A 17,794-nucleotide genomic window follows, 5' to 3' on the forward strand; every position below is an offset into this window, starting at 1 on the left:
ATCAGACGGCCAAGGCTTCAGCGGAAAAGTTTTTGGCGCCGCGGAAGTCGGCGTTGCGAATGTCGGCCCCGCGCAGGTCCGCCATGGTCAGGGTCGCGTCGGTCAGGCAGGCGCCGGCCAGGACGGCGTTGCGCAGGTTTCCCTGGGTCAGGTCACCATCTTCCAGGCGGGCCATGGTCAGGTCGGCGCCCGCCAGGTTCACCCGCACCATGCGCGCCTTGCTGAAATTGGTGGGCCATTCGTGGCCGTTGCGCAAATCCATGGGGCAGGCCACGGCATTGGCCAGATTGGCCTCGTTCAGCGTCGCCCGCTCCAGGCAGGCGCCGCGCAGATCGGCGCCGGCAAGTTCCGCGCCGCGCAGGTCGGCCATGGACAGATCGGCCATGGCCAGCACCGTGCCGCTGAGATTGGCGCCCTTCAGCGTCGTCTGCCTGAGGATGGCGGCCGACAGGTTCAGATTGGACAGATCTTGGCCGCTAAGATCGGTGGCCGACAGGTCCGCGCGCCTGCCCTTGCCGCCGTTGCTCAATATCCACAGGCGGTGCTGACGCAATGTCTCGCCGATGGTGCCCTCGATATCGTCCAGGCGGCGCACCAGGTCGGCGCCCGTCAGATTGGCCATGGAGAGATCAACATCGTCCAGCAGGGCGCCCAGCAGACTGGCCTTGGACAGGTTGGCGCTGCGCAACAGGGCGCGGGTCAGCACGGCGCCATCCAGCTTGGTGCCGCTGAGGTTGGCCTCCGACAGGTCCGCCCCCTCCAGGTTGCAGCCGGTGAGATCGGAGCCGCTGAGATCCGCCTTCACGAAGATGGCGCCGCGCAGGTCGGTGTCGCGCAAATCGGTCTGCACGACGAAGGCGTTGGACAGCTTGGCGTGGCTGAGATCGGCCTTGGTCATGGACGCCTCCGCCAGCTCGGCCGAGGGATTGCCCTGGACGTTGGGCGTCAGTTCACCGTTCTTGCTGCGCATGAGATGGCCGTCGCGCAGATCCGCCTCCGCCATCACCACCCGCTGCATGCGGGCGCCACGGAAGGCGGCGCCGCGCAAATCGGCCCGTGCCAGGTTGGCGCGCTCCAGCGTGGCGCGGCGCAGGTCCGCGCCGAACAGGCAGGCGGAGCGCAAATCGGCCTCCGACAGGTCGGCATCGCTGAGCCGCGCGCCGGTCAGGTCGGCGCCGGCCAACATCCGCCCGCGCAGCACGGCGTTGGACAGGTCGCAGAACTTGAGGCTGGCCCGCGCCCCGCCCCGTTGACCCTGGAGGTAGCGCAGATGCAGGGTCAGGGCTTGCTCGATCTCCGCGGCCGAGAGGCGCCGGTAACCGATATCGAGGCTGTCAACGTCGGCCCTGGGGCTCATATGGGTCTCAGGCTTTAAGGTTCATCACCGCGGGAGCCTATGTGATAGCGGCCCTTCGTTAATAAAAGGTCATCAAGATAAAGTTTCCCCGGCAGGGGCCTAAAAAATCAGCGGAAAATCAAAAGAACATTTGGAGCGTTGCTTTCTGATGGATTGTGACGAGAGCTCATCTCTTTTAAAGAGAACTGTCCTGACTTGTGTCGCAAAAGGCAACGGCGGAACCCGAGGGTCCCGCCGTTCCGTCCAACTGCCACTTGCCCTTGAACCGTCTTCTTGTCCGTGAGGCGCCCGCCGTGGCGTTGTCGTCCGGTCAGGCGCCCACACATCCAGAATCAGGGTTCAGAATTAGGCCAAATGGGTCTCCAGCGCCGCGTTCTTCACGGCCTTCTGAAGCTTTTCGAACGCCCGCACCTCGATCTGGCGCACACGTTCGCGGCTGATGCCGAACTCCTGGGACAGGTCTTCCAGCGTCGTCGGGTCGTCGCGCAGGCGACGCTCCGCCAGGATACGGCGCTCACGGTCGTTCAGGCCCTTCATGGCGCCGGCCAGCAGGGCCTTGCGCTTGCCCAGCTCTTCACGGTCGGCCAGGCGGATTTCTTGGCTTTCCGTCTCATCCACCAGCCAATCCTGCCACTCGCCCTCGCCATCCACGCGCAGGGGCGCGTTCAGGCTATGGTCGGGGCTGCCCAGACGGCGGTTCATGGACACGACGTCCTGTTCCGGCACGTCCAGCTTGGTGGCGATGGCGGTCACCGTCTCCGGCGACAGGTCGCCGTCCTCGATAGCCTGCATCTGGCCCTTCAGCTTGCGCAGGTTGAAAAACAGCTTCTTCTGCGCTGCCGTCGTGCCCATCTTCACCAGGCTCCAGCTGTGCAGGATGTATTCCTGGATGGCGGCGCGGATCCACCACATGGCATACGTGGCAAGGCGGAAGCCCCGGTCGGGATCGAAGCGCTTCACCGCCTGCATCATGCCGACGTTGCCTTCGGAGATCAGCTCGGACAGCGGCAGGCCGTAGCCGCGGTAGCCCATGGCGATCTTGGCCACCAGGCGCAAATGGCTGGTCACCAGCTGGTGGGCGGCAATGCCGTCCTCATGTTCCTGCCAGCGCTTGGCCAGCATGAACTCCTTCTCCGGTTCCAGCATGGGGAAGCGGCGGATTTCCTGAAGATACCGCGACAGGCTCGATTCCGAACTGACGGCGGGGATGGCGGGCAAGGTGGCCATGGTCAACAACCTTTCACGGTTAAGGACCCCCGGGGATCGGGCGGTCCCCCCGTACCGGATGCTCAAATGGAGCCCCCCGGACGGGGTTGGGGTGACACATTGATCAGTATACGCCTCTGACTCGTATCCGACCACACTTTAAAATCATTCTAAACTAAAGATCAGCCCTGCAAGATCGGCGGGCAGGTCGCTGGTGAAGGCCACCATGTCACCGCTGACCGGATGACGGAAGGCGATGTCCTTCGCATGCAACGCTTGGCGACGAAAACCGAGAAGTTGGGCCTGCGCGTCCGGCGTCGCCTCCTTCAGCCGGGCGCCCAGGGCACCGGTGGGGCGAGCCTTGCCATACAGCGGATCGCCCACCAACGGATGGCCGATCTGGGCCATGTGCACCCGGATCTGGTGCGTACGGCCCGTGGCCAGCTTGCATTCCACATGGGCGGCCAGCAGGCCGTAGCGGGCCAGCGTGCGCCAGCGGGTCAGCGCCGGCTTGCCGCCCTTGCTTACCACGGCCATGCGCTTGCGATCCGTCGGATGGCGGCCGATGTTGCCTTCGATTTCCCCCTCGCCCGCCGCCGGTGAACCCCAGACGACGGCGTGGTAGGTGCGCGACAGGGTGCGGTCGGCGAACTGAGCGGACAGGCCGGCATGGGCCCGGTCGGTCTTGGCCACCACCATCAAGCCGCTGGTATCCTTGTCCAGCCGGTGGACGATGCCCGGCCGGCGGACGCCACCGATGCCGGACAGCCGTTCCCCGCAGTGAAACAGCAGGGCGTTCACCAGCGTGCCGTCCGGGTTGCCGGCGGCGGGATGCACCACCATCCCGGCGGGCTTGTCGATCACCAGCAGGTCATCATCCTCGAAAACGATGGTCAGCGGGATGTCCTGCGCCACCGGCACGGCCGGCTCCGGCGCGGGCACGGCAATCTGGAACACCTGGCCGGGTTTGACCCGGTATGAGGCGTCGTCTATGGTCTGGCCACCCGGCTGACCCGAGGCCACGCGCCCTTCCCCAATCAGCGCTTGCAAGCGCGAGCGGGTGAGGCCGGCGGCCTCCGGCACCAGCTGGGCCAGGGCCTTGTCCAACCGGTCGCGGGCCGCGGTGTCGGGGATGGTGACGGCGATCAAGGCGGAACCCGCCTCCTCGCCCTCCAGATCCTCATCCTCCGCGCTATCCACCACCGGGGCGCCAAGGTCCAGGCGGTCAGCCCCGCCCTCACCCGTCATGGCGCTGAAACGCGCGACGGCGGGGTCGGCAGGCTGGCCCGGAGCGGCACAGATGGTTGAAGCAAGTGCGGACAATAAAGACCTTCCTCGTCATCATGGGCGTACTGATCGTCGCCGGTTTCACCTTCATCGGGGTGGAAATCTGGCGGCGTGCCACCGACCCAAACCACCCCCGCGCCTTCGGCCGCCATGCTGATACGGCGACCCTGGGCGCAACCACTGCGGGCACAACCACCACTTCGGCCCTGCCGCCCGAGGCCCTGACCCCGCTGCTGAAACTGCCGGAAGGCAGCCGCATCGAAGCCATGACCAGCGTGGGCAGCCGCCTGGCCGTCCAGGTCACCCTTCCCGGTGGTGCCCAGCAGATCGTCCTGCTGGAGCCCAGTACCGGAAAGGTCCAGATCGCGGTCGTTACTGGAACCACTTCATCGGCCACCCCATCTTCCCCAGTTGGGACTTCCACAGGTGGGGCGCCTGAACCCAACCAGACGATGCGCCCGCAGGTTCCCCGGACGCCGTGATTACGGTCACACCGACAGGCCGCCCACCAGCGTAATCACCCTACATGACAGAGATTTAATGGCCCCTGTCAGGAAGCCGGCGCTGGAATGGGGGCTGGGGGCGACTGCCCAATATTTCAGCGATCTACGGCAGCATTGGGCTTCTCCACATTTTTTCGCTTCCTCTTCGTGAACGCCGGCCCCGATCATCACCCGACATCCAGCAATAGGCGAGACGGTCCCCCATGAACTTCATGAGCGACAATGTGGTGGGCGCGGCCCCGGAGATCCTGGCGGCCCTGGCCGCGGCCAATGAGGGCGCGCAGCCCTCCTACGGCGGCGACCCGCTGACGGCGCGGGTGACCCGGGACCTGGCCGAGTTGTTCGAGTGCGACGTGACCGTTTTCCCCGTCGCCACCGGCACCGCCGCCAACGCGCTGGCCCTGTCGGTGCTGACTCCGCCCTACGGCGCCGTCTATTGCCATGATGAGGCCCACGTTCAGGTGGATGAGTGCGGCGCGCCGGAGCTGATGTCCGGCGGCGCCAAGCTGGTCCCCTTGTCGGGCCCCCATGGCAAGCTGGACGCCACGGCACTGAAGGCCGCCTTGGACAAGGGCGGCGCTGGCGTCGTCCATCATGTGCAACCGGCCGCGTTGACCCTGACCCAGGCGACGGAGTCCGGCACCGTCTACACCCCCAACGAGGTGATGGCCCTGACGGAGGTGGCGCGCGCGCACAAGCTGCGCGTCCACATGGACGGGGCCCGCTTCGCCAATGCAGTGGCCAGCCTGGCCTGCGCCCCGGCCGATATCACCTGGCGCGCGGGCGTGGACGTCCTGTCCTTCGGCGCGACCAAGAACGGCGCCCTGGCGGCGGAGGCCGTGATCTTCTTCGACAAGGCCCTGGCCGACAGCTTCGCCTATCGCCGCAAGCGGGCCGGCCATCTGTTCTCCAAGATGCGCTTCCTGTCGGCGCAGTTGGACGCCTATCTGACGGACGGCCTGTGGCTGCGCCTGGCCACCCACGCCAACGCCATGGCGACGCGCCTGGCCCAGGGCCTGGACGCCCTGCCCGGCGTCGGCCTGCGCAGCCCGGTGCAGGCCAACGAGGTCTTCGCCGTGATGCCGGAGCCGATGATCGCGGGGCTGGAGGCCGCCGGCTTCCACTTCTATCGCTGGGATGGCGCCTGTATTCGCCTCGTGACTGCCTGGAATACCGACCCGGCGCACGTGGACGCCTTCGTCGCCGCCGCGCGGGGGCTGGCGGGGATCGCATGAGCGACAAAGCCCGCCTGAGGCAAAAGACCGCCCCTCACCCAGGCCCACAATGACGTAGGGTCCAGGCCACAAACCGGGGCCGATGCACCCGACAAACTCTGTGGAGATGACATGCGCAAGATCGTTCTCGCCGCCGCCCTCTTGGCCGCCACCTCGGCGCCGGCCTGGGCGGCCCTTCCCAACGGCGCGCCGGCCCCGGCCTTCACCGCCCAGGGCGCCCTGGGCGGCAAGACGTCGACCTTCTCGCTGACCGACGCGCTGAAGAAGGGGCCGGTGGTGCTTTACTTCTTCCCCGCCGCCTTCACCAAGGGCTGCACCGTGGAGGCGCATGAATTCGCCGAGGCGACGGAGACGTTCAAGCAATACGGCGCCACCGTGGTGGGCATCACGGCCGGCAACATCGACCGCGTGGCCGAGTTCTCCTCGGTGGAGTGCCGGGACAAATTCATGGTGGCAGCCGACCCGGACGCCAAGATCGCCGCCGAGTATGACGCCAAGAGCCAGGGCAATTCCGCCGTCTCCAACCGCACGTCCTACGTCATCGGCCAGGACGGCAAGGTCGTCGCCAGCTACACGGACTACAATCCCGACCAGCATGTCCAGCTGATGCTGGACGCGGTCAAGGCGCTGCACGCCAAGTAGGGGCGGGCCGGTTCCAGCGGCCGCCCGGGCCGTTGGAACCAGTTTGAGATCATTCCGCTAGGATGTGGGCGGTCTCAGCTGCGGTGACGAAGGCCGCGCGGGCGGCCTCCGCCTCGCCCGACCCGTCCAGGGCGGCCAGGCACGCGGCGGTGGCGGCTTGGCGGGCGGGATCGTTGAGATGGGCTTCGGGCCAACGGTAGATCAGCCAGTTGGAAGCCTCGTCCACCGTTGTAATGGTCCGGCGGACGGAAGGGGCTTCCCACACATCGATCGGTGTCAGGGTACGCAAGGGTGGCCTCCTCCATCTGGTGGAACATACAACGAGGCAGCGGCGGTAGGGTTCCCGCCTGGCGTTACCCGCCCGTGACCAGCCTGAACGCGATGCCCCACATCACCAGCGCGATGACGCCCTCCAGCACCCGCCAGGCGGCGGGGCGGGCAAAGATGGGGCGCAGCTGGGTGGCGCCGAAGCCCAGCGAAAAGAAGAACAGGAAGGAACCGGTGATGGCCCCGGCGGCGAAGGACGCCTGGAAGCCGTCGAACTGCGTGGACACGGTGCCCAGCAGGACCACCGTGTCCAGGTAGACATGCGGATTCAGCCAGGTGATGGCCAGGCAGGCCAGCACGGTCTTGCCCAGGCCCCGTCCCTCCGTCCCGGGGCCTGCCGTCAGCGCGCCGGTGGAGCGCCAGGCCGACCACAGGCTTTTGGCCCCGTACCAGGCCAGGAAGGTGGCGCCGGCATAGCGCATGACCGGATCCAGCCAGGGCAGCCAGGCGGCGGCGGTGCCGAAGCCGGTCACGCCAACGCCGATGAGGATGGCATCGGACAGGGCGCAGGCTAGGCACACGGCGAAGACGTGCTGGCCGCGCAGGCCCTGCCGCAACAGGAAGGCGTTCTGCGCGCCGATGGCGACGATGAGGCTGAGCCCCATGCTCAGGCCCGCGATGTAAACCGAGACATTCATGGTGGTAGGGCGAAATCCCAGAGGTGGCTGGCCCTTGTGGTAAGTGCCGCGCCGGGATTAGGCTAATTAAATTATCTAATCCGAATTTAGCGAAACTTAGCCATGATCGATTACCCGGCGGCGCGCGCCGTGGCGTTGGTGGTGCAGACCGGCAGCTTTGAAAAGGCCGCCGCCGCGCTGAACGTCACCCCCTCCGCCGTGTCCCAGCGCGTGAAGCAGTTGGAGGAGCGGCTGGGCGCCGTGCTGGTCGAGCGGGGTAGTCCCTGCACCGCCACCGAAAAGGGCGAATGGCTATGCCGCCACATGGACCACGTCGGCTTGCTGGAGCGGGAGCTGACGGCCCACCTGCCGGGCCTGGTCGACCCGGCGGCGCCGGTGCCGCGTGTAACCCTGGCCATCGCCGCCAACGCCGACAGCCTGGGCACCTGGTTCCTGGCGGCAGCCGCCGCCTTCACCCAAGGCTGCGACCATCTGCTGAATATCGTCATCGACGACCAGGATCACACCGCCGACTGGCTGCGGCGCGGCCGGGTGCTGGCGGCGGTGACCTCGCTGGAAAAGCCCATCCAAGGCTGCCGCGTCACCGCCCTGGGCGCGTTGCGCTATCACGCCACGGCCAGCCCGGACTTCATGGCGCGCCATTTCCCGGACGGGGTGACACCAGAGGCGCTGGCCCAGGCTCCGGCGCTGACCTTCAACCAGAAGGACCGGCTGCAGCATGACTGGATTCGGCGGACGCTGGGCCGGAATGTCGGGCATCCTACCCACTTGCCCACCCACTGGCTGCCGTCGACCCAGGGTTTCGTCGACGGCGCGCTGGCTGGGATAGGCTGGGGCATGAACCCCGCCCAGCTGGTACGTGGACATCTGGACGCAGGCCGGCTGGTGGAACTGGTCCCCGGCGCCATCCTGGACGTGCCCCTGTTCTGGCAGGTGAGCCGCCTGGCCGCCGACCAGCTTTCCGACCTCAGCCGGCGGGTGGCGACCACGGCCAAGCGCGAACTGGTGCAACCGGGGTGAGGCGATATTCGCCTTGGGCGTGTGTTGGCCGGCAGGCATACTGCCGGCAGCGTGCTCATGAAGGGGATATCGTCCGTGCCCAAGCCGATCAACCACCCCACACCCGGCGTCTACGTAACGGAACGTTCGGCCTTTCCACCCAGCATCGTCGGGGTGCAAACGGCCATCCCCATCTTCATCGGCTACACGGAGTCCGCCCACGACCCCGCAACCCAGAAGGCCCTGCATGGCCAGGCGGTCGCGGTCGGATCCCTCGGGGACTACACCACCTATTTCGGTGGCGCCTATCTCCAGCCCTTTGACGTGGCGCCGTCACCCGCGGGCACGGCCGATTTCCAGGCGCCCCCTCCAAATGGTCAGGGAACCGCTTACTACGCGGTCAGCCCCAGCGGCCCCCGTTTCAACCTCTACCTGGCCATCCAGGCCTTCTATGCCAATGGCGGCGCCAATTGCTACGTCGTGTCGGTCGCGGATTACAGCCAAGGCGGGGTCTCCAAGGACGCCCTGCTGGCTGGCTTGCAGGCCACCGACACACAGGTGGGGCCGACCATGACCGTGGTGCCGGATGCCTGCCTGCTGGCCGGCGCCGACTATGGAGCGGTGGTGACGGCCATGCTGACGCAGGCGGCCACCCTGCAGGACCGCATGGCCATGCTGGATCTACCGGGCGCCGTCGATCCGGCAAGCTGGACCGCCGACGGCCTGGCCGCCCAGCGCGACGCCTTCTACTCCGCCATCGCCCCCGCCTCGGATGCCTTCAGCTATGGCGCCGCCTACGCCCCGGCGCTGCGGACCAGCCTGGTCACGGCGGGTGACGTCGACTACACCTGCCTGCAGGGCAGCGCCGCCGTGGTGCTGGGTCTGCTGAACCAAGAGGCGTCGACCCTCTACACCGGCGCCAAACTGGCCGAGGTCCAGGCACAGCTGGCGGCGGCCTTCCCCGAAACGCCCCCGGCCACGGCACCCAGCGCCAGCCAGATCAGCGCCACCAACCAGGCCCTGCTGAGTGCCCTGCCCCTGCTGGGCACGATCGAAGGCATCGTGGCGCAAAAGCTGAACGTGGCGCCGCCCAGCGGCATCATGGCCGGCATCTGGACGGCAAGCGACACCAATCATGGCGTGTGGCTCGCCCCCGCCAATATGGCCCTGGCCGGCGTGACGGCGCCCACGGTGATCCTGAACGACGCGCAGCAGGGGGACTACAACGTCCCGCTCAACGGCAACGCCATCAATATCCTGCGCGCCTTCGTCAATCGCGGCACGGTGCCATGGGGCGCCCGCACCCTGGACGGCAACAGCAACGACTATCGCTACATCCAGGTGCGCCGTACCCTGATTTACGTCGAGCAATCCATCAAGACCGCCCTGCAACAGTTTGTTTTCGCGCCGAATGACGGCCAAACCTGGGTCACCGTCACGGCCATGATCTCCAAGTTCCTGACGGGGCTGTGGAGCCAGGGCGGCCTGATGGGCGACAAGGCCAGCGACGCCTTCAGCGTCCAATGCGGGCTGGGAACGACCATGACCGCGCAGGACATCCTGAACGGCTACATGATCGTTTCCGTGACCCTGCAACTGGTCCATCCGGCGGAGTTCATCGAGCTGACGTTCAAACAGATCATGCAGGGCGCCTGACCTGTCGCGCCCTTTCGACCTGTCGCACGATCAGGATGTCGGCAGCACCGTCCAGCCGTTGGTCTTGGGATCCAGGCGTTTCACCGGCCCCTCGAAACGGCGCAGCAGACCGTCCAGCAGGCCGGGCAGGCTTTGATAACGGTTGAGGATGGCCTGCACCTGCGCCTGGCCCGGGCCGGCGGTCTGACCCGCCAGGGTGATCGCCTGGTCCAGCGGGATGGCGCGGTGGACGACGATGCCGGGGGCGGCCTGGCGGCTGGCGTTCGGGGCCCGGATGTAGGCCAGCAGCGCCGTTTCGTCCACCAGATGCCGCAGCACGTCATCCAGGGCATGCAGCACCTCCCCCCGCCAGCGGGTGGTAACGCCGCCGATACGCCGTTCCTCCCCTCCATGGGCGTGACCGGCGCACACCACCTCCGCCAGGTGCCAGCGCAGCCGGCTGGCGTAGCCGCCGAACATGTGGGCGTGCTGGTCCTGTTCCGGCAGGCCGGTCCGGGTGACAACCGGGGCCCCGGTGTTGGCATGGCCGAGGTCGATGGACGACAGGCCGTTCCACACCTCGGCCAGCATGCCGTTGTAGTTGGCCATGCGGGTGGGCCAGACGGCGCCGCCGCCGAAGATGTCAGACAAGGCGTTGCGAACGACACCGACGACATCACCGAAAACGTGGTCACCCTGCATGGGGGCCAGGGGTGGTGCAGCGGTCGGCACCGGCTCCGCCGGGATCTGGGCGCCTTGGGGATTGGCGAAGGTGCACTGGGAGATGAGCGGCATGGGCAAACCCTGTCGGAGACGGGCTTGGAGGCCCGCGGGAGGCCACACCCTAGCCGGATCGCCGCCCCAACTCATGCGCGCCGAAGCTGTATGCCGCCCGGGGGAAACCTTGATGACGACATTGATCTTGTTGCGTATTCCGGTTTCGCCGATAGGCCCACTGGCCCGGGCCACCGCAGCACTCGAGACCAGTTCCCCTCTTTCGGAGCCGGTGGCAGAATGGCCGCCGGCTGTTCACCGCCGCAACGGTGAAGGCCCGGCACGACAATGGATGGGCGATTGACATGATCACGTTCACGCTGAACGGGCAGGCGCAGCGTTTCGAGGGCGATCCCGAAATGCCCCTGCTGTGGTATCTGCGCGATGTCCAGGGCCTAACCGGCACCAAGTTCGGCTGTGGCGAGGCGTTGTGCGGCGCCTGCACCGTGCACGCCGACGGCGCGCCCATCCGCAGTTGCCAGACGACGCTGGGCGACCTGTCCGGCGTGGCCGTCACCACCATCGAGGGCCTGTCGCCCGACGGCATGCACCCGGTGCAGGTGGCATGGCGGGAACTGAACGTGGCCCAGTGCGGCTATTGCCAGGCCGGGCAGATCATGTCGGCGGCGGCCTTGCTGAAGGACACGCCCCGCCCCAGCGACGAAGCCATCGATGACGCCATGAGCGGCAACATCTGCCGCTGCGCGACCTATCCCCGCATCCGCGCCGCCATCAAGCGCGCGGCCGGCGAAGTGCAGCGCAAGACGGCCAGCAGCGGGAGTGCGAAGTGATGAACGGCATCACCAACCTTAGCCGCCGCGCCGTCCTGATGGGCCTGGGCACCGGCACCTTCATCCTGGCCGGCGGGCTCGGCCTTGCGGCCGCCACCGGCGCCCTGGCGGAGGATGCGCCCAAGAAGTATGGCGGCGAAGCCATGCCCGGCGGGGTGAAGGACGACCCGCGCCTGTTCGTCGCCGTGGCCGCCGACGGCACCCTCACCATCATCTGCCACCGGGCGGAGATGGGCCAGGGCGTGCGCACCAGCTGGGCCATGGTCATCGCCGACGAGATGGACGCCGACTGGGCGAAGGTGAAGGTGGACCAGGCGCTGGGTGACGAGGCGCGCTACGGCAACCAGAACACCGACGGCTCGCGCAGCATGCGCCACCATTTCCAGGCCCTGCGCCGTATCGGCGCCGCCGCGCGCCAGATGCTGGCCAAGGCGGCCGCCACGCAGTGGGGCGTGCCGGTGGCGGAGGTGACGGTGGACCACCACAGCCTGGTGCATGCCGCCAGCGGCCGGCGCCTGGGCTTCGGCGAGGTGGCGGCGGCCGCCGCCACCCTGCCCGTGCCGGCGCGTGAGACCCTGGTGTTCAAGGACCCGGCCAAGTTCCGCTATATCGGCCGAAGCGACGTCGGCCTGGTCGACGGCTTCGACATCACCACCGGCCGCGCCACCTATGGCATCGACGTGCGGCGGGAGGGGATGCTGTACGCCGTGGTCGCCCGCCCGCCGGTGCATGGCGGCAAGCTGGGCCACTACAACGTGGATGAGGCGTTGCAGGTGCCGGGCGTGCTGAAGGTGGTGGTGCTGAACAGCGCGCCCCTGCCCTCCGGCTTCCTGCCCAAGGGCGGCCTTGCCGTGGTGGCGGAAAACACCTGGGCCGCGCTCAAGGGGCGGGAGAAGCTGAAGGTCACCTGGGAGGATGGGCCCAACGCCAGCTATGACAGCGCCGCCTACCGGGCGGAGCTGGAGGCGGCGGCCCGCGCCCCCGGCCAGGTGGTGCGGAACGTGGGTGACGTGGACGGCGCGCTCAAGTCGGCGGCCAAGCATGTCACGGCGGAATACTACATTCCCCACCTGGCCCAGGCGCCCATGGAACCGCCGGCCGCCGCCGCCCAGGTGACGGGCGACAAGTGCGAGATCTGGGGCAGCACTCAGGCGCCGCAGACGACGCGCGAGACGGTGGCCAAGGTGTTGAGCATCCCGCCGGAGAATGTGACCGTCCACCAGACCCTGGTGGGCGGCGGCTTTGGCCGCAAATCCAAGCCGGACTACATCGCGGAGGCGGCCCTGCTGTCCCGCGCCATGGATGGCCGGCCGGTTAAGCTGACCTACACCCGCACCGATGACCTGCACCACGGCTTCCTGCACACCGTGTCGGTGGAGCGGCTGGAGGGCGGGCTGGACGCCAAGGGTAAGCCGGTGGCCTGGCTGCACCGCACCGTGGCCCCGTCCATCGGCGCCACCTTCACCGCCGGCGTGAAGCATGAGGGCGCCTCGGAACTGGGCATGGGCGCCGTCAACACGCCCTGGATCGTGCCCAACCTGCGGGTGGAGAACCCGGAGGCCGAGAGCCACACCCGCATCGGCTGGTTCCGCAGCGTCTCCAACATCCCGCACGCCTTCGCGGTGCAGAGCTTCGTCGCCGAACTGGCGGAGGCCGCGGGGCGCGACCCCAAGGATTTCCTGCTGGAACTGATCGGGCCGGCCCGGCAGATCAACCCGGCCGACCTGTCGGACAGCTGGAACTACAACGAGGACCCGGTGGCCTACGCCTATGACACCGGCCGCCTGCACGGCGTGGTGGAGCGGGCGGCCAAGGAGGCCGGCTGGGGCAAGCCCCTGCCCAAAGGCCAGGGCCGGGGCATCGCCGCCCACCGCAGCTTCGCCAGCTACGCCGCTGCCGTCGTGCAGGTGGATGTCGATACCCAGGGCAAGCTGACCATCCCCCGCGTCGATATCGCCTTCGATTGCGGCCCCGTCATCAACCCCGACCGGGTGCGGGCGCAGCTGGAGGGGGCGGTGACCCAGGGCGTCAGCCTGGCCACGCTGGGCGAGATCAGTTTCAAGGCCGGCCAGGTGCAGCAGAACAACTTCGACACCTATCAAGTCACCCGCATCGACACGGCGCCCAAGGACATCCGCGTCCACCTGATGCCGGCGACCCAGTACGACGCCCCGCTGGGCGGCGTGGGCGAGCCCGGCGTCCCCCCCATCGCCCCGGCCCTGCTGAACGCCATCCACGCCGCCACCGGCAAACGCATCCGCAGCCTGCCCATCCGGGACCAGTTGCGGGCGTGAGGAAAACACTGGCGCACGAGGTTGGCGTTGCCCGTGCGTTGGCATGGACGCTGGGGTTTGGGGTCGTGGATCCCGTCCTGCTAAAGGCGGCGCATCACACCATGCTGCTGTTGACGCCGCTGTCCATTGTCGCCCGGATCCAATCTGCGGAACCAGTCGAGAAAGCCCGCGCGACGGCCGAGCGTGAATTGACGGTCACCCGCCATCTAGCATTCCGGGGACTACCGGTTTTGAGGCCCCTGGAGGTGGCCTTGGCTGGCCCCCATGTCCTTGACGGATGCGTCGTCTCGTTCTGGCCCTATATCGACCACGCGCCGTTGCGGCGGCAAGCGGACATGATCGCGGCGGCCCGGGGCCTACGCGCCATCCATGAGGCGCTGATGGATTTTGGCGGAACCCTGCCGCCCTATCAGGCGAGTGTGGACCAGTGCTGGACTGTTCTAATAGGGATGCCGCGGGCCGCCTTTCCCGCGACGACGGACAAGGAGTTCCTGACTGAGAATTTTCTGGCCTTGCGGCATCAGCTTGAGGCACTTGGTACGGCCGCCCGCGTCCTGCACGGCGACGCCCATAAAGGGAATGTGCTGGTCGGCGCCCATGGGCCGGTATGGATAGACTTTGAGTCCGTATGCCGCGGCCCGCTGGAATTCGAGCTGGCGACACTGCCCCGCTATGCACACCGGCATGTCGGCAAGGCGGATACGCGCCTAGTCGACCTTTTCACTGACTTGAAAAGCGTTTGTGTCGCCGTCTGGTGTTTGGCTGACGCGGGACGCAGCGCCGAAATGCGGGATGCAGCCCGGTATCACCTGCAACGACTAAGGCAGCAATAACGCCACTTGCAATCGGTTGCAAACCTCTATTGCCAATAATGCCTTATCGCTATAAAAGTTATGCTTCATATTGATTGGCTTGCCAGCAGAATCTTCAACAAACAAACGATACGGGAGGAACAAATCCATGCGACGGCACACTATGCTTTCCGCGCTGGTCGCGGCTGGCCTTGTCGCGGGCCTGTGCGCGCCGGCTTGGGCATCCGGTGATGCCGCCGGCACCTGGATAACCACCTGGGCGTCCAGCCCCTCCCTACCCATCGAGAAGCTGCCCCTGCCGTTCTGGAAGCCGGCGCCGGAGGTGCAAGGCACGGTGCGCTACACTCTGCGGATCAGCGCCGGGGGTGACCAGGTGCGCGTCCGGCTGTCGGCCGAGACCCTGCCGCAGGACCTGCTGGTCGACCACGCCACGGTCGCGATGGCCGACGCCCAGGGACATGTCGCGCCCGGCTCCTTCCGCACCCTGACCTTCAATGGCGCCCGCGCCGTCCGCGTGCCGGCGGGCGCGCCGCTGGTCAGCGATCCGCTGGACCTGCCGGTCGAGGCCGGCGCGGTGCTGGTGGTGAGCCTGCATCTGCCCCAGCCGGTGACGGTGCCGCAGGCGGACAACAACCATCACACCGACATCCTGCCCGGCGATGACCGGACCGAAGCCGTCGCGCTGGACGGCGCGCGGACCGAGGACGCGCGGGAAATCGTGTCCGCCCTGTTGGTCCATGCCGGCGCACAAGGCCGCACCATCGTCGCCTTCGGCGATTCCATCACCGACGGCTTCGGCGCCAAGGACAGGCTGATGCGGGGCTGGCCGGACCAGCTGGCCGCCTTGCTGCGGGCCAAGGGCCGGCGCGATATCGGCATCGCCAACGCCGGCATCGGCGGCAACCGCATCCTGCGCGGCGAGGTCGGCCCCTCAGCCCTGGCCCGGTTCGACCGCGACGCGCTGGCGGTCCCGGGCGTCACCGATGTCATCCTGCTGGAGGGCATCAACGATCTGGGCCTGAGCGGCCTGCCGACCCTGCGGACCAGCGCCACCCACCCCGTGGTGACGGCGGAGGACATCATCGCCGGCTATCGCCAGCTGATCGACCGGGCGCGGGCGCGGCACCTGAAGGTGCATGGCGCCACCCTCACGCCCGCCATGGGCGCCACTTTCCCCGGCTACGCCACCCCGGAAAAGGAGGCGGTACGGCAGAGGATCAACGCCTGGATCCGCACCAGCGGCGCGTTCGACGATGTGATCGATTTCGATGCCGCCGTCCGCGACCCCGCCCACCCCAACCGTATCCGGGCTGACTACGATTGCGGTGACCACCTGCACCCCTCCGATGCCGGCTACCGCGCCATGGCGGAGGCGGCGCTGGCGGTCATCGCCCGCTGATAGACCCCAGGATCACTCCGGCCGCATTCGCCGGTGCAGGGTGCTGCGGTGCACACCCAGTTCCCGGGCGGCGGCGCTGATGTTGCCCTGATGCCGGGCCAGGGCTTGGCGGATGGCGTCCTCCTCCCGCGTTTTCAGGCTGGGCGCTGGTGCGCCGGTCGGTACCACGGGCGCCAGATCCGGCGGCAGCTCGGCCGGGGTGATCAGTGTCCCTGGCGGCGACAGGGCCACCAAGGTGCGCAGCAGGTTGGCCAGTTCGCGTAGGTTGCCCGGCCAGTCATGGCGGCGTAGGCGGTCGCGGGCGGCGGGGGCCAAGCGGATGCCCCGCTCTGCTGCGCCGAAGCTGGCCATCAGCGCATCGATGATGCCATCCAACGACCGCTCGCGCAGGGGCGGCAGGGTCACCACCAGGTGCTTCAGCCGGTAATAGAGGTCGGCGCGGAAGGTGCCCTCGGCAACGCAGGCCGCCAGGTCGCGATGGGTGGCGGTGACCAGCAGGAAATCCACCTTCACCGGCCGGCCGCCCACGGGCGTCACCTCCCCATCCTGCAGCACGCGCAGCAGGCGGGCCTGCAGGGCCGGCGGCATGTCGCCGATCTCATCCAGGAACAGGATGCCGCCGTCGGCCTGGCGGATCTGGCCGCGATGGCCGCCCCGCCGGGCGCCGGTGAAGGCGCCATCCTCGTACCCGAACAACTCGGATTCCAGCAGGCCTTCCGGAATGGCGGCGCAGTTGACCGCCACCAGGGGCGCCTGCGCCCGCCCGCAGGCGGCGTGGGCCGCGCGCACGAACACCTCCTTGCCCGTTCCCGTCTCCCCCTGCAACAGCACGGGGATACCCGCGTCCAGCGCCCGGATGGCGCGCTCCAGCAGCGGCCGGGTGCCGGCATCCCACAGCATGCCGTCCGGGGCGGTCGCCGGCGGGGACAGGTCCTTGGCATGGGCCGGGCGGCGTATCGCGGGGCGGCTCTTGCCCGGCGTGGTGATGCGGGCATGCAGCGGGCGGCCGCTGTCGGCAGTGCGCAGGATACGGTCGCCCCGCGCCAGGCCGCCATCTAGCACGCTCTCCAGCCGCACGCGGCCGATGGCGGCGGCGTTCAGGCCCAGAAGGGCCAGCGCCGCCGGGTTGGCCGCGCACACCACGCCATCGTCCACCGCCAGCAGGCCTTCCTGCGGCGAGCCCAGCCAGCCGGGATGGGCATGCAGGCGCACCACTAGCTCGTGCCCCTCCGCCGCTTGCGCCGCCCAGCGATGTTCCAGGTGGGCCACCGCCAGGCTGGCCAGGCTTCTGGCGCTGGTGCCCTGGCTATCCGACCGGGCCGCGCGCGTGTCGCCCGACAGGTCGATGACACCGGCCAGCGCGCCATAGGGGTCCATCACCGGCATGGCGGTGCAGATGAGAAAGGCGTTGTCGGTCAGGTAATGCTCCGCCCCTCGCACCTGCACCAGGGCGCGTTCCGCCAAGGCGGTACCCACGGCGTTGGTGCCCTCGTCATCCTCCCCCCAGCCGGCGCCGGGTTGGAGGGAAACGCGGCGGGCGCGGCGGACGAAACCGGCGTCGCCCCGCGCGTCCAGGATCAGGCCCCGGTCATTGGTCAGCAGCACCATGCCGCCCAGGTCGCGCATGGCCTGGTGCAGGGTGTCCAACTCGGGTGTCGCGAGATGCATCAGGGTATGGTGGCGCTCGCGCAGTACCGCCAGATCGGCGCGCGACAGCGGATCCTGGCGTGCGGGGCGGTCGGCGCGCAGACCGCGGTCGGCGCAGCGGCGCCAGGACCGCGCGATGATGGGCGGGATGGGGGCACCCTCCAGGCCGGCCAACTCGCCCAGCTGCTCGCGCGCCATGGCCAGGACAGCCGCCTGACTTTGCGGGGCGTTCACCATGCTGATCCTCC

At 68.2% G+C, this 17,794-nt stretch carries 16 protein-coding genes; 9 read left to right on the forward strand and 7 right to left on the reverse strand.

Features of this window, described 5'->3' with window-relative positions:
- Position 1: 1 nt before the first annotated feature.
- The 3 genes from FBZ87_RS21455 to FBZ87_RS21465 all read right to left on the reverse strand — a co-directional run bounded on the left by FBZ87_RS21455 (position 2) and on the right by FBZ87_RS21465 (position 3,811).
- On the reverse strand, positions 2-1,357 hold the full coding sequence (locus tag FBZ87_RS21455; RefSeq protein ID WP_145612633.1) for a pentapeptide repeat-containing protein: 1,356 nt from the start codon (positions 1,355-1,357) through the stop codon (positions 2-4).
- Between the two features lie 345 nt (positions 1,358-1,702).
- Entirely contained in the window at positions 1,703-2,584 is an 882-nt protein-coding gene (rpoH, locus tag FBZ87_RS21460) for an RNA polymerase sigma factor RpoH (RefSeq protein WP_004272279.1), read from the reverse strand.
- 144 nt (positions 2,585-2,728) lie between these two features.
- Positions 2,729-3,811, reverse strand: coding sequence for an RluA family pseudouridine synthase (locus FBZ87_RS21465; protein WP_145612737.1), 1,083 nt, complete (start codon positions 3,809-3,811; stop codon positions 2,729-2,731).
- Between the two features lie 95 nt (positions 3,812-3,906).
- On the opposite strand from FBZ87_RS21465, the gene FBZ87_RS21470 reads away from it, so the two are divergent.
- From FBZ87_RS21470 to FBZ87_RS21480, 3 genes are all read left to right on the forward strand, one after another.
- On the forward strand, positions 3,907-4,332 hold the full coding sequence (locus FBZ87_RS21470) for a hypothetical protein (protein WP_186454895.1): 426 nt from the start codon (positions 3,907-3,909) through the stop codon (positions 4,330-4,332).
- 224 nt (positions 4,333-4,556) lie between these two features.
- On the forward strand, positions 4,557-5,588 hold the full coding sequence (locus tag FBZ87_RS21475; protein WP_145612635.1) for a threonine aldolase family protein: 1,032 nt from the start codon (positions 4,557-4,559) through the stop codon (positions 5,586-5,588).
- Between the two features lie 111 nt (positions 5,589-5,699).
- The gene (locus tag FBZ87_RS21480; protein ID WP_145612636.1) at positions 5,700-6,230 is read left to right on the forward strand and encodes a peroxiredoxin; all 531 of its coding nucleotides are present in this window, start codon (positions 5,700-5,702) and stop codon (positions 6,228-6,230) included.
- Between the two features lie 49 nt (positions 6,231-6,279).
- Here FBZ87_RS21480 and FBZ87_RS21485 read toward each other — a convergent pair whose 3' ends face one another.
- Positions 6,280-6,519, reverse strand: coding sequence for a DUF982 domain-containing protein (locus tag FBZ87_RS21485; protein WP_145612637.1), 240 nt, complete (start codon positions 6,517-6,519; stop codon positions 6,280-6,282).
- A gap of 64 nt (positions 6,520-6,583) precedes the next feature.
- Positions 6,584-7,195: a LysE/ArgO family amino acid transporter gene (locus FBZ87_RS21490; protein WP_145612638.1), complete on the reverse strand. Its 612-nt coding sequence runs from the start codon at positions 7,193-7,195 to the stop codon at positions 6,584-6,586.
- 102 nt (positions 7,196-7,297) lie between these two features.
- On the opposite strand from FBZ87_RS21490, the gene FBZ87_RS21495 reads away from it, so the two are divergent.
- Positions 7,298-8,215, forward strand: coding sequence for a LysR family transcriptional regulator ArgP (locus FBZ87_RS21495; RefSeq protein ID WP_145612639.1), 918 nt, complete (start codon positions 7,298-7,300; stop codon positions 8,213-8,215).
- A gap of 75 nt (positions 8,216-8,290) precedes the next feature.
- Positions 8,291-9,850: a phage tail sheath family protein gene (locus FBZ87_RS21500; protein ID WP_145612640.1), complete on the forward strand. Its 1,560-nt coding sequence runs from the start codon at positions 8,291-8,293 to the stop codon at positions 9,848-9,850.
- A gap of 30 nt (positions 9,851-9,880) precedes the next feature.
- Here the strand turns inward: FBZ87_RS21500 and FBZ87_RS21505 are convergent, their stop codons facing one another.
- Positions 9,881-10,624 carry a hypothetical protein gene (locus FBZ87_RS21505; RefSeq protein ID WP_145612641.1) on the reverse strand — a complete coding sequence of 248 codons (744 nt, stop codon included), beginning with the start codon at positions 10,622-10,624 and terminating at the stop codon, positions 9,881-9,883.
- Between the two features lie 284 nt (positions 10,625-10,908).
- Here FBZ87_RS21505 and FBZ87_RS21510 point away from each other — a divergent pair, with 284 nt between their 5' ends.
- The 4 genes from FBZ87_RS21510 (at position 10,909) to FBZ87_RS21525 (ending at position 15,899) form a co-directional block, all read left to right on the forward strand.
- A complete protein-coding gene (locus tag FBZ87_RS21510) occupies positions 10,909-11,394 on the forward strand; it encodes a (2Fe-2S)-binding protein (RefSeq protein WP_145612642.1) in 486 nt (161 codons plus the stop codon).
- On the forward strand, positions 11,394-13,688 hold the full coding sequence (locus tag FBZ87_RS21515; protein WP_186454896.1) for a xanthine dehydrogenase family protein molybdopterin-binding subunit: 2,295 nt from the start codon (positions 11,394-11,396) through the stop codon (positions 13,686-13,688). The genes FBZ87_RS21510 and FBZ87_RS21515 overlap by 1 nt, the downstream gene beginning before the upstream one ends.
- A gap of 101 nt (positions 13,689-13,789) precedes the next feature.
- Complete coding sequence (locus tag FBZ87_RS21520) at positions 13,790-14,521, forward strand: phosphotransferase (RefSeq protein WP_145612643.1); 732 nt, start codon at positions 13,790-13,792, stop codon at positions 14,519-14,521.
- 127 nt (positions 14,522-14,648) lie between these two features.
- Positions 14,649-15,899, forward strand: a complete 1,251-nt coding sequence (locus FBZ87_RS21525) for an SGNH/GDSL hydrolase family protein (RefSeq protein WP_145612644.1) — start codon at positions 14,649-14,651, stop codon at positions 15,897-15,899.
- Positions 15,900-15,911: 12 nt separating this feature from the next.
- Here FBZ87_RS21525 and FBZ87_RS21530 read toward each other — a convergent pair whose 3' ends face one another.
- On the reverse strand, positions 15,912-17,783 hold the full coding sequence (locus FBZ87_RS21530) for a sigma-54-dependent Fis family transcriptional regulator (protein ID WP_211107045.1): 1,872 nt from the start codon (positions 17,781-17,783) through the stop codon (positions 15,912-15,914).
- Between the last annotated feature and the right edge of the window lie 11 nt (positions 17,784-17,794).

Origin of the sequence: Nitrospirillum amazonense (assembly GCF_007828035.1) — a bacterium.
Classification (GTDB): Bacteria; Pseudomonadota; Alphaproteobacteria; order Azospirillales; family Azospirillaceae; genus Nitrospirillum; species Nitrospirillum amazonense.

What these genes read in the sequence shown, in the direction of transcription:
- FBZ87_RS21470 (WP_186454895.1), top strand. Translation starts at nt 3,907, where the DNA reads ATGGGCGTACTGATCGTCGCCGGTTTCACCTTCATCGGGGTGGAAATC.
- FBZ87_RS21475 (WP_145612635.1), top strand. Translation starts at nt 4,557, where the DNA reads ATGAACTTCATGAGCGACAATGTGGTGGGCGCGGCCCCGGAGATCCTG.
- FBZ87_RS21480 (WP_145612636.1), top strand. Translation starts at nt 5,700, where the DNA reads ATGCGCAAGATCGTTCTCGCCGCCGCCCTCTTGGCCGCCACCTCGGCG.
- FBZ87_RS21520 (WP_145612643.1), top strand. Translation starts at nt 13,790, where the DNA reads ATGCTGCTGTTGACGCCGCTGTCCATTGTCGCCCGGATCCAATCTGCG.
- FBZ87_RS21510 (WP_145612642.1), top strand. Translation starts at nt 10,909, where the DNA reads ATGATCACGTTCACGCTGAACGGGCAGGCGCAGCGTTTCGAGGGCGAT.
- FBZ87_RS21505 (WP_145612641.1), bottom strand. Translation starts at nt 10,624, where the DNA reads ATGCCGCTCATCTCCCAGTGCACCTTCGCCAATCCCCAAGGCGCCCAG.
- FBZ87_RS21465 (WP_145612737.1), bottom strand. Translation starts at nt 3,811, where the DNA reads ATGACGGGTGAGGGCGGGGCTGACCGCCTGGACCTTGGCGCCCCGGTG.
- FBZ87_RS21455 (WP_145612633.1), bottom strand. Translation starts at nt 1,357, where the DNA reads ATGAGCCCCAGGGCCGACGTTGACAGCCTCGATATCGGTTACCGGCGC.
- FBZ87_RS21525 (WP_145612644.1), top strand. Translation starts at nt 14,649, where the DNA reads ATGCGACGGCACACTATGCTTTCCGCGCTGGTCGCGGCTGGCCTTGTC.
- FBZ87_RS21530 (WP_211107045.1), bottom strand. Translation starts at nt 17,783, where the DNA reads ATGGTGAACGCCCCGCAAAGTCAGGCGGCTGTCCTGGCCATGGCGCGC.
- FBZ87_RS21490 (WP_145612638.1), bottom strand. Translation starts at nt 7,195, where the DNA reads ATGAATGTCTCGGTTTACATCGCGGGCCTGAGCATGGGGCTCAGCCTC.
- FBZ87_RS21515 (WP_186454896.1), top strand. Translation starts at nt 11,394, where the DNA reads ATGAACGGCATCACCAACCTTAGCCGCCGCGCCGTCCTGATGGGCCTG.
- rpoH (WP_004272279.1), bottom strand. Translation starts at nt 2,584, where the DNA reads ATGGCCACCTTGCCCGCCATCCCCGCCGTCAGTTCGGAATCGAGCCTG.
- FBZ87_RS21495 (WP_145612639.1), top strand. Translation starts at nt 7,298, where the DNA reads ATGATCGATTACCCGGCGGCGCGCGCCGTGGCGTTGGTGGTGCAGACC.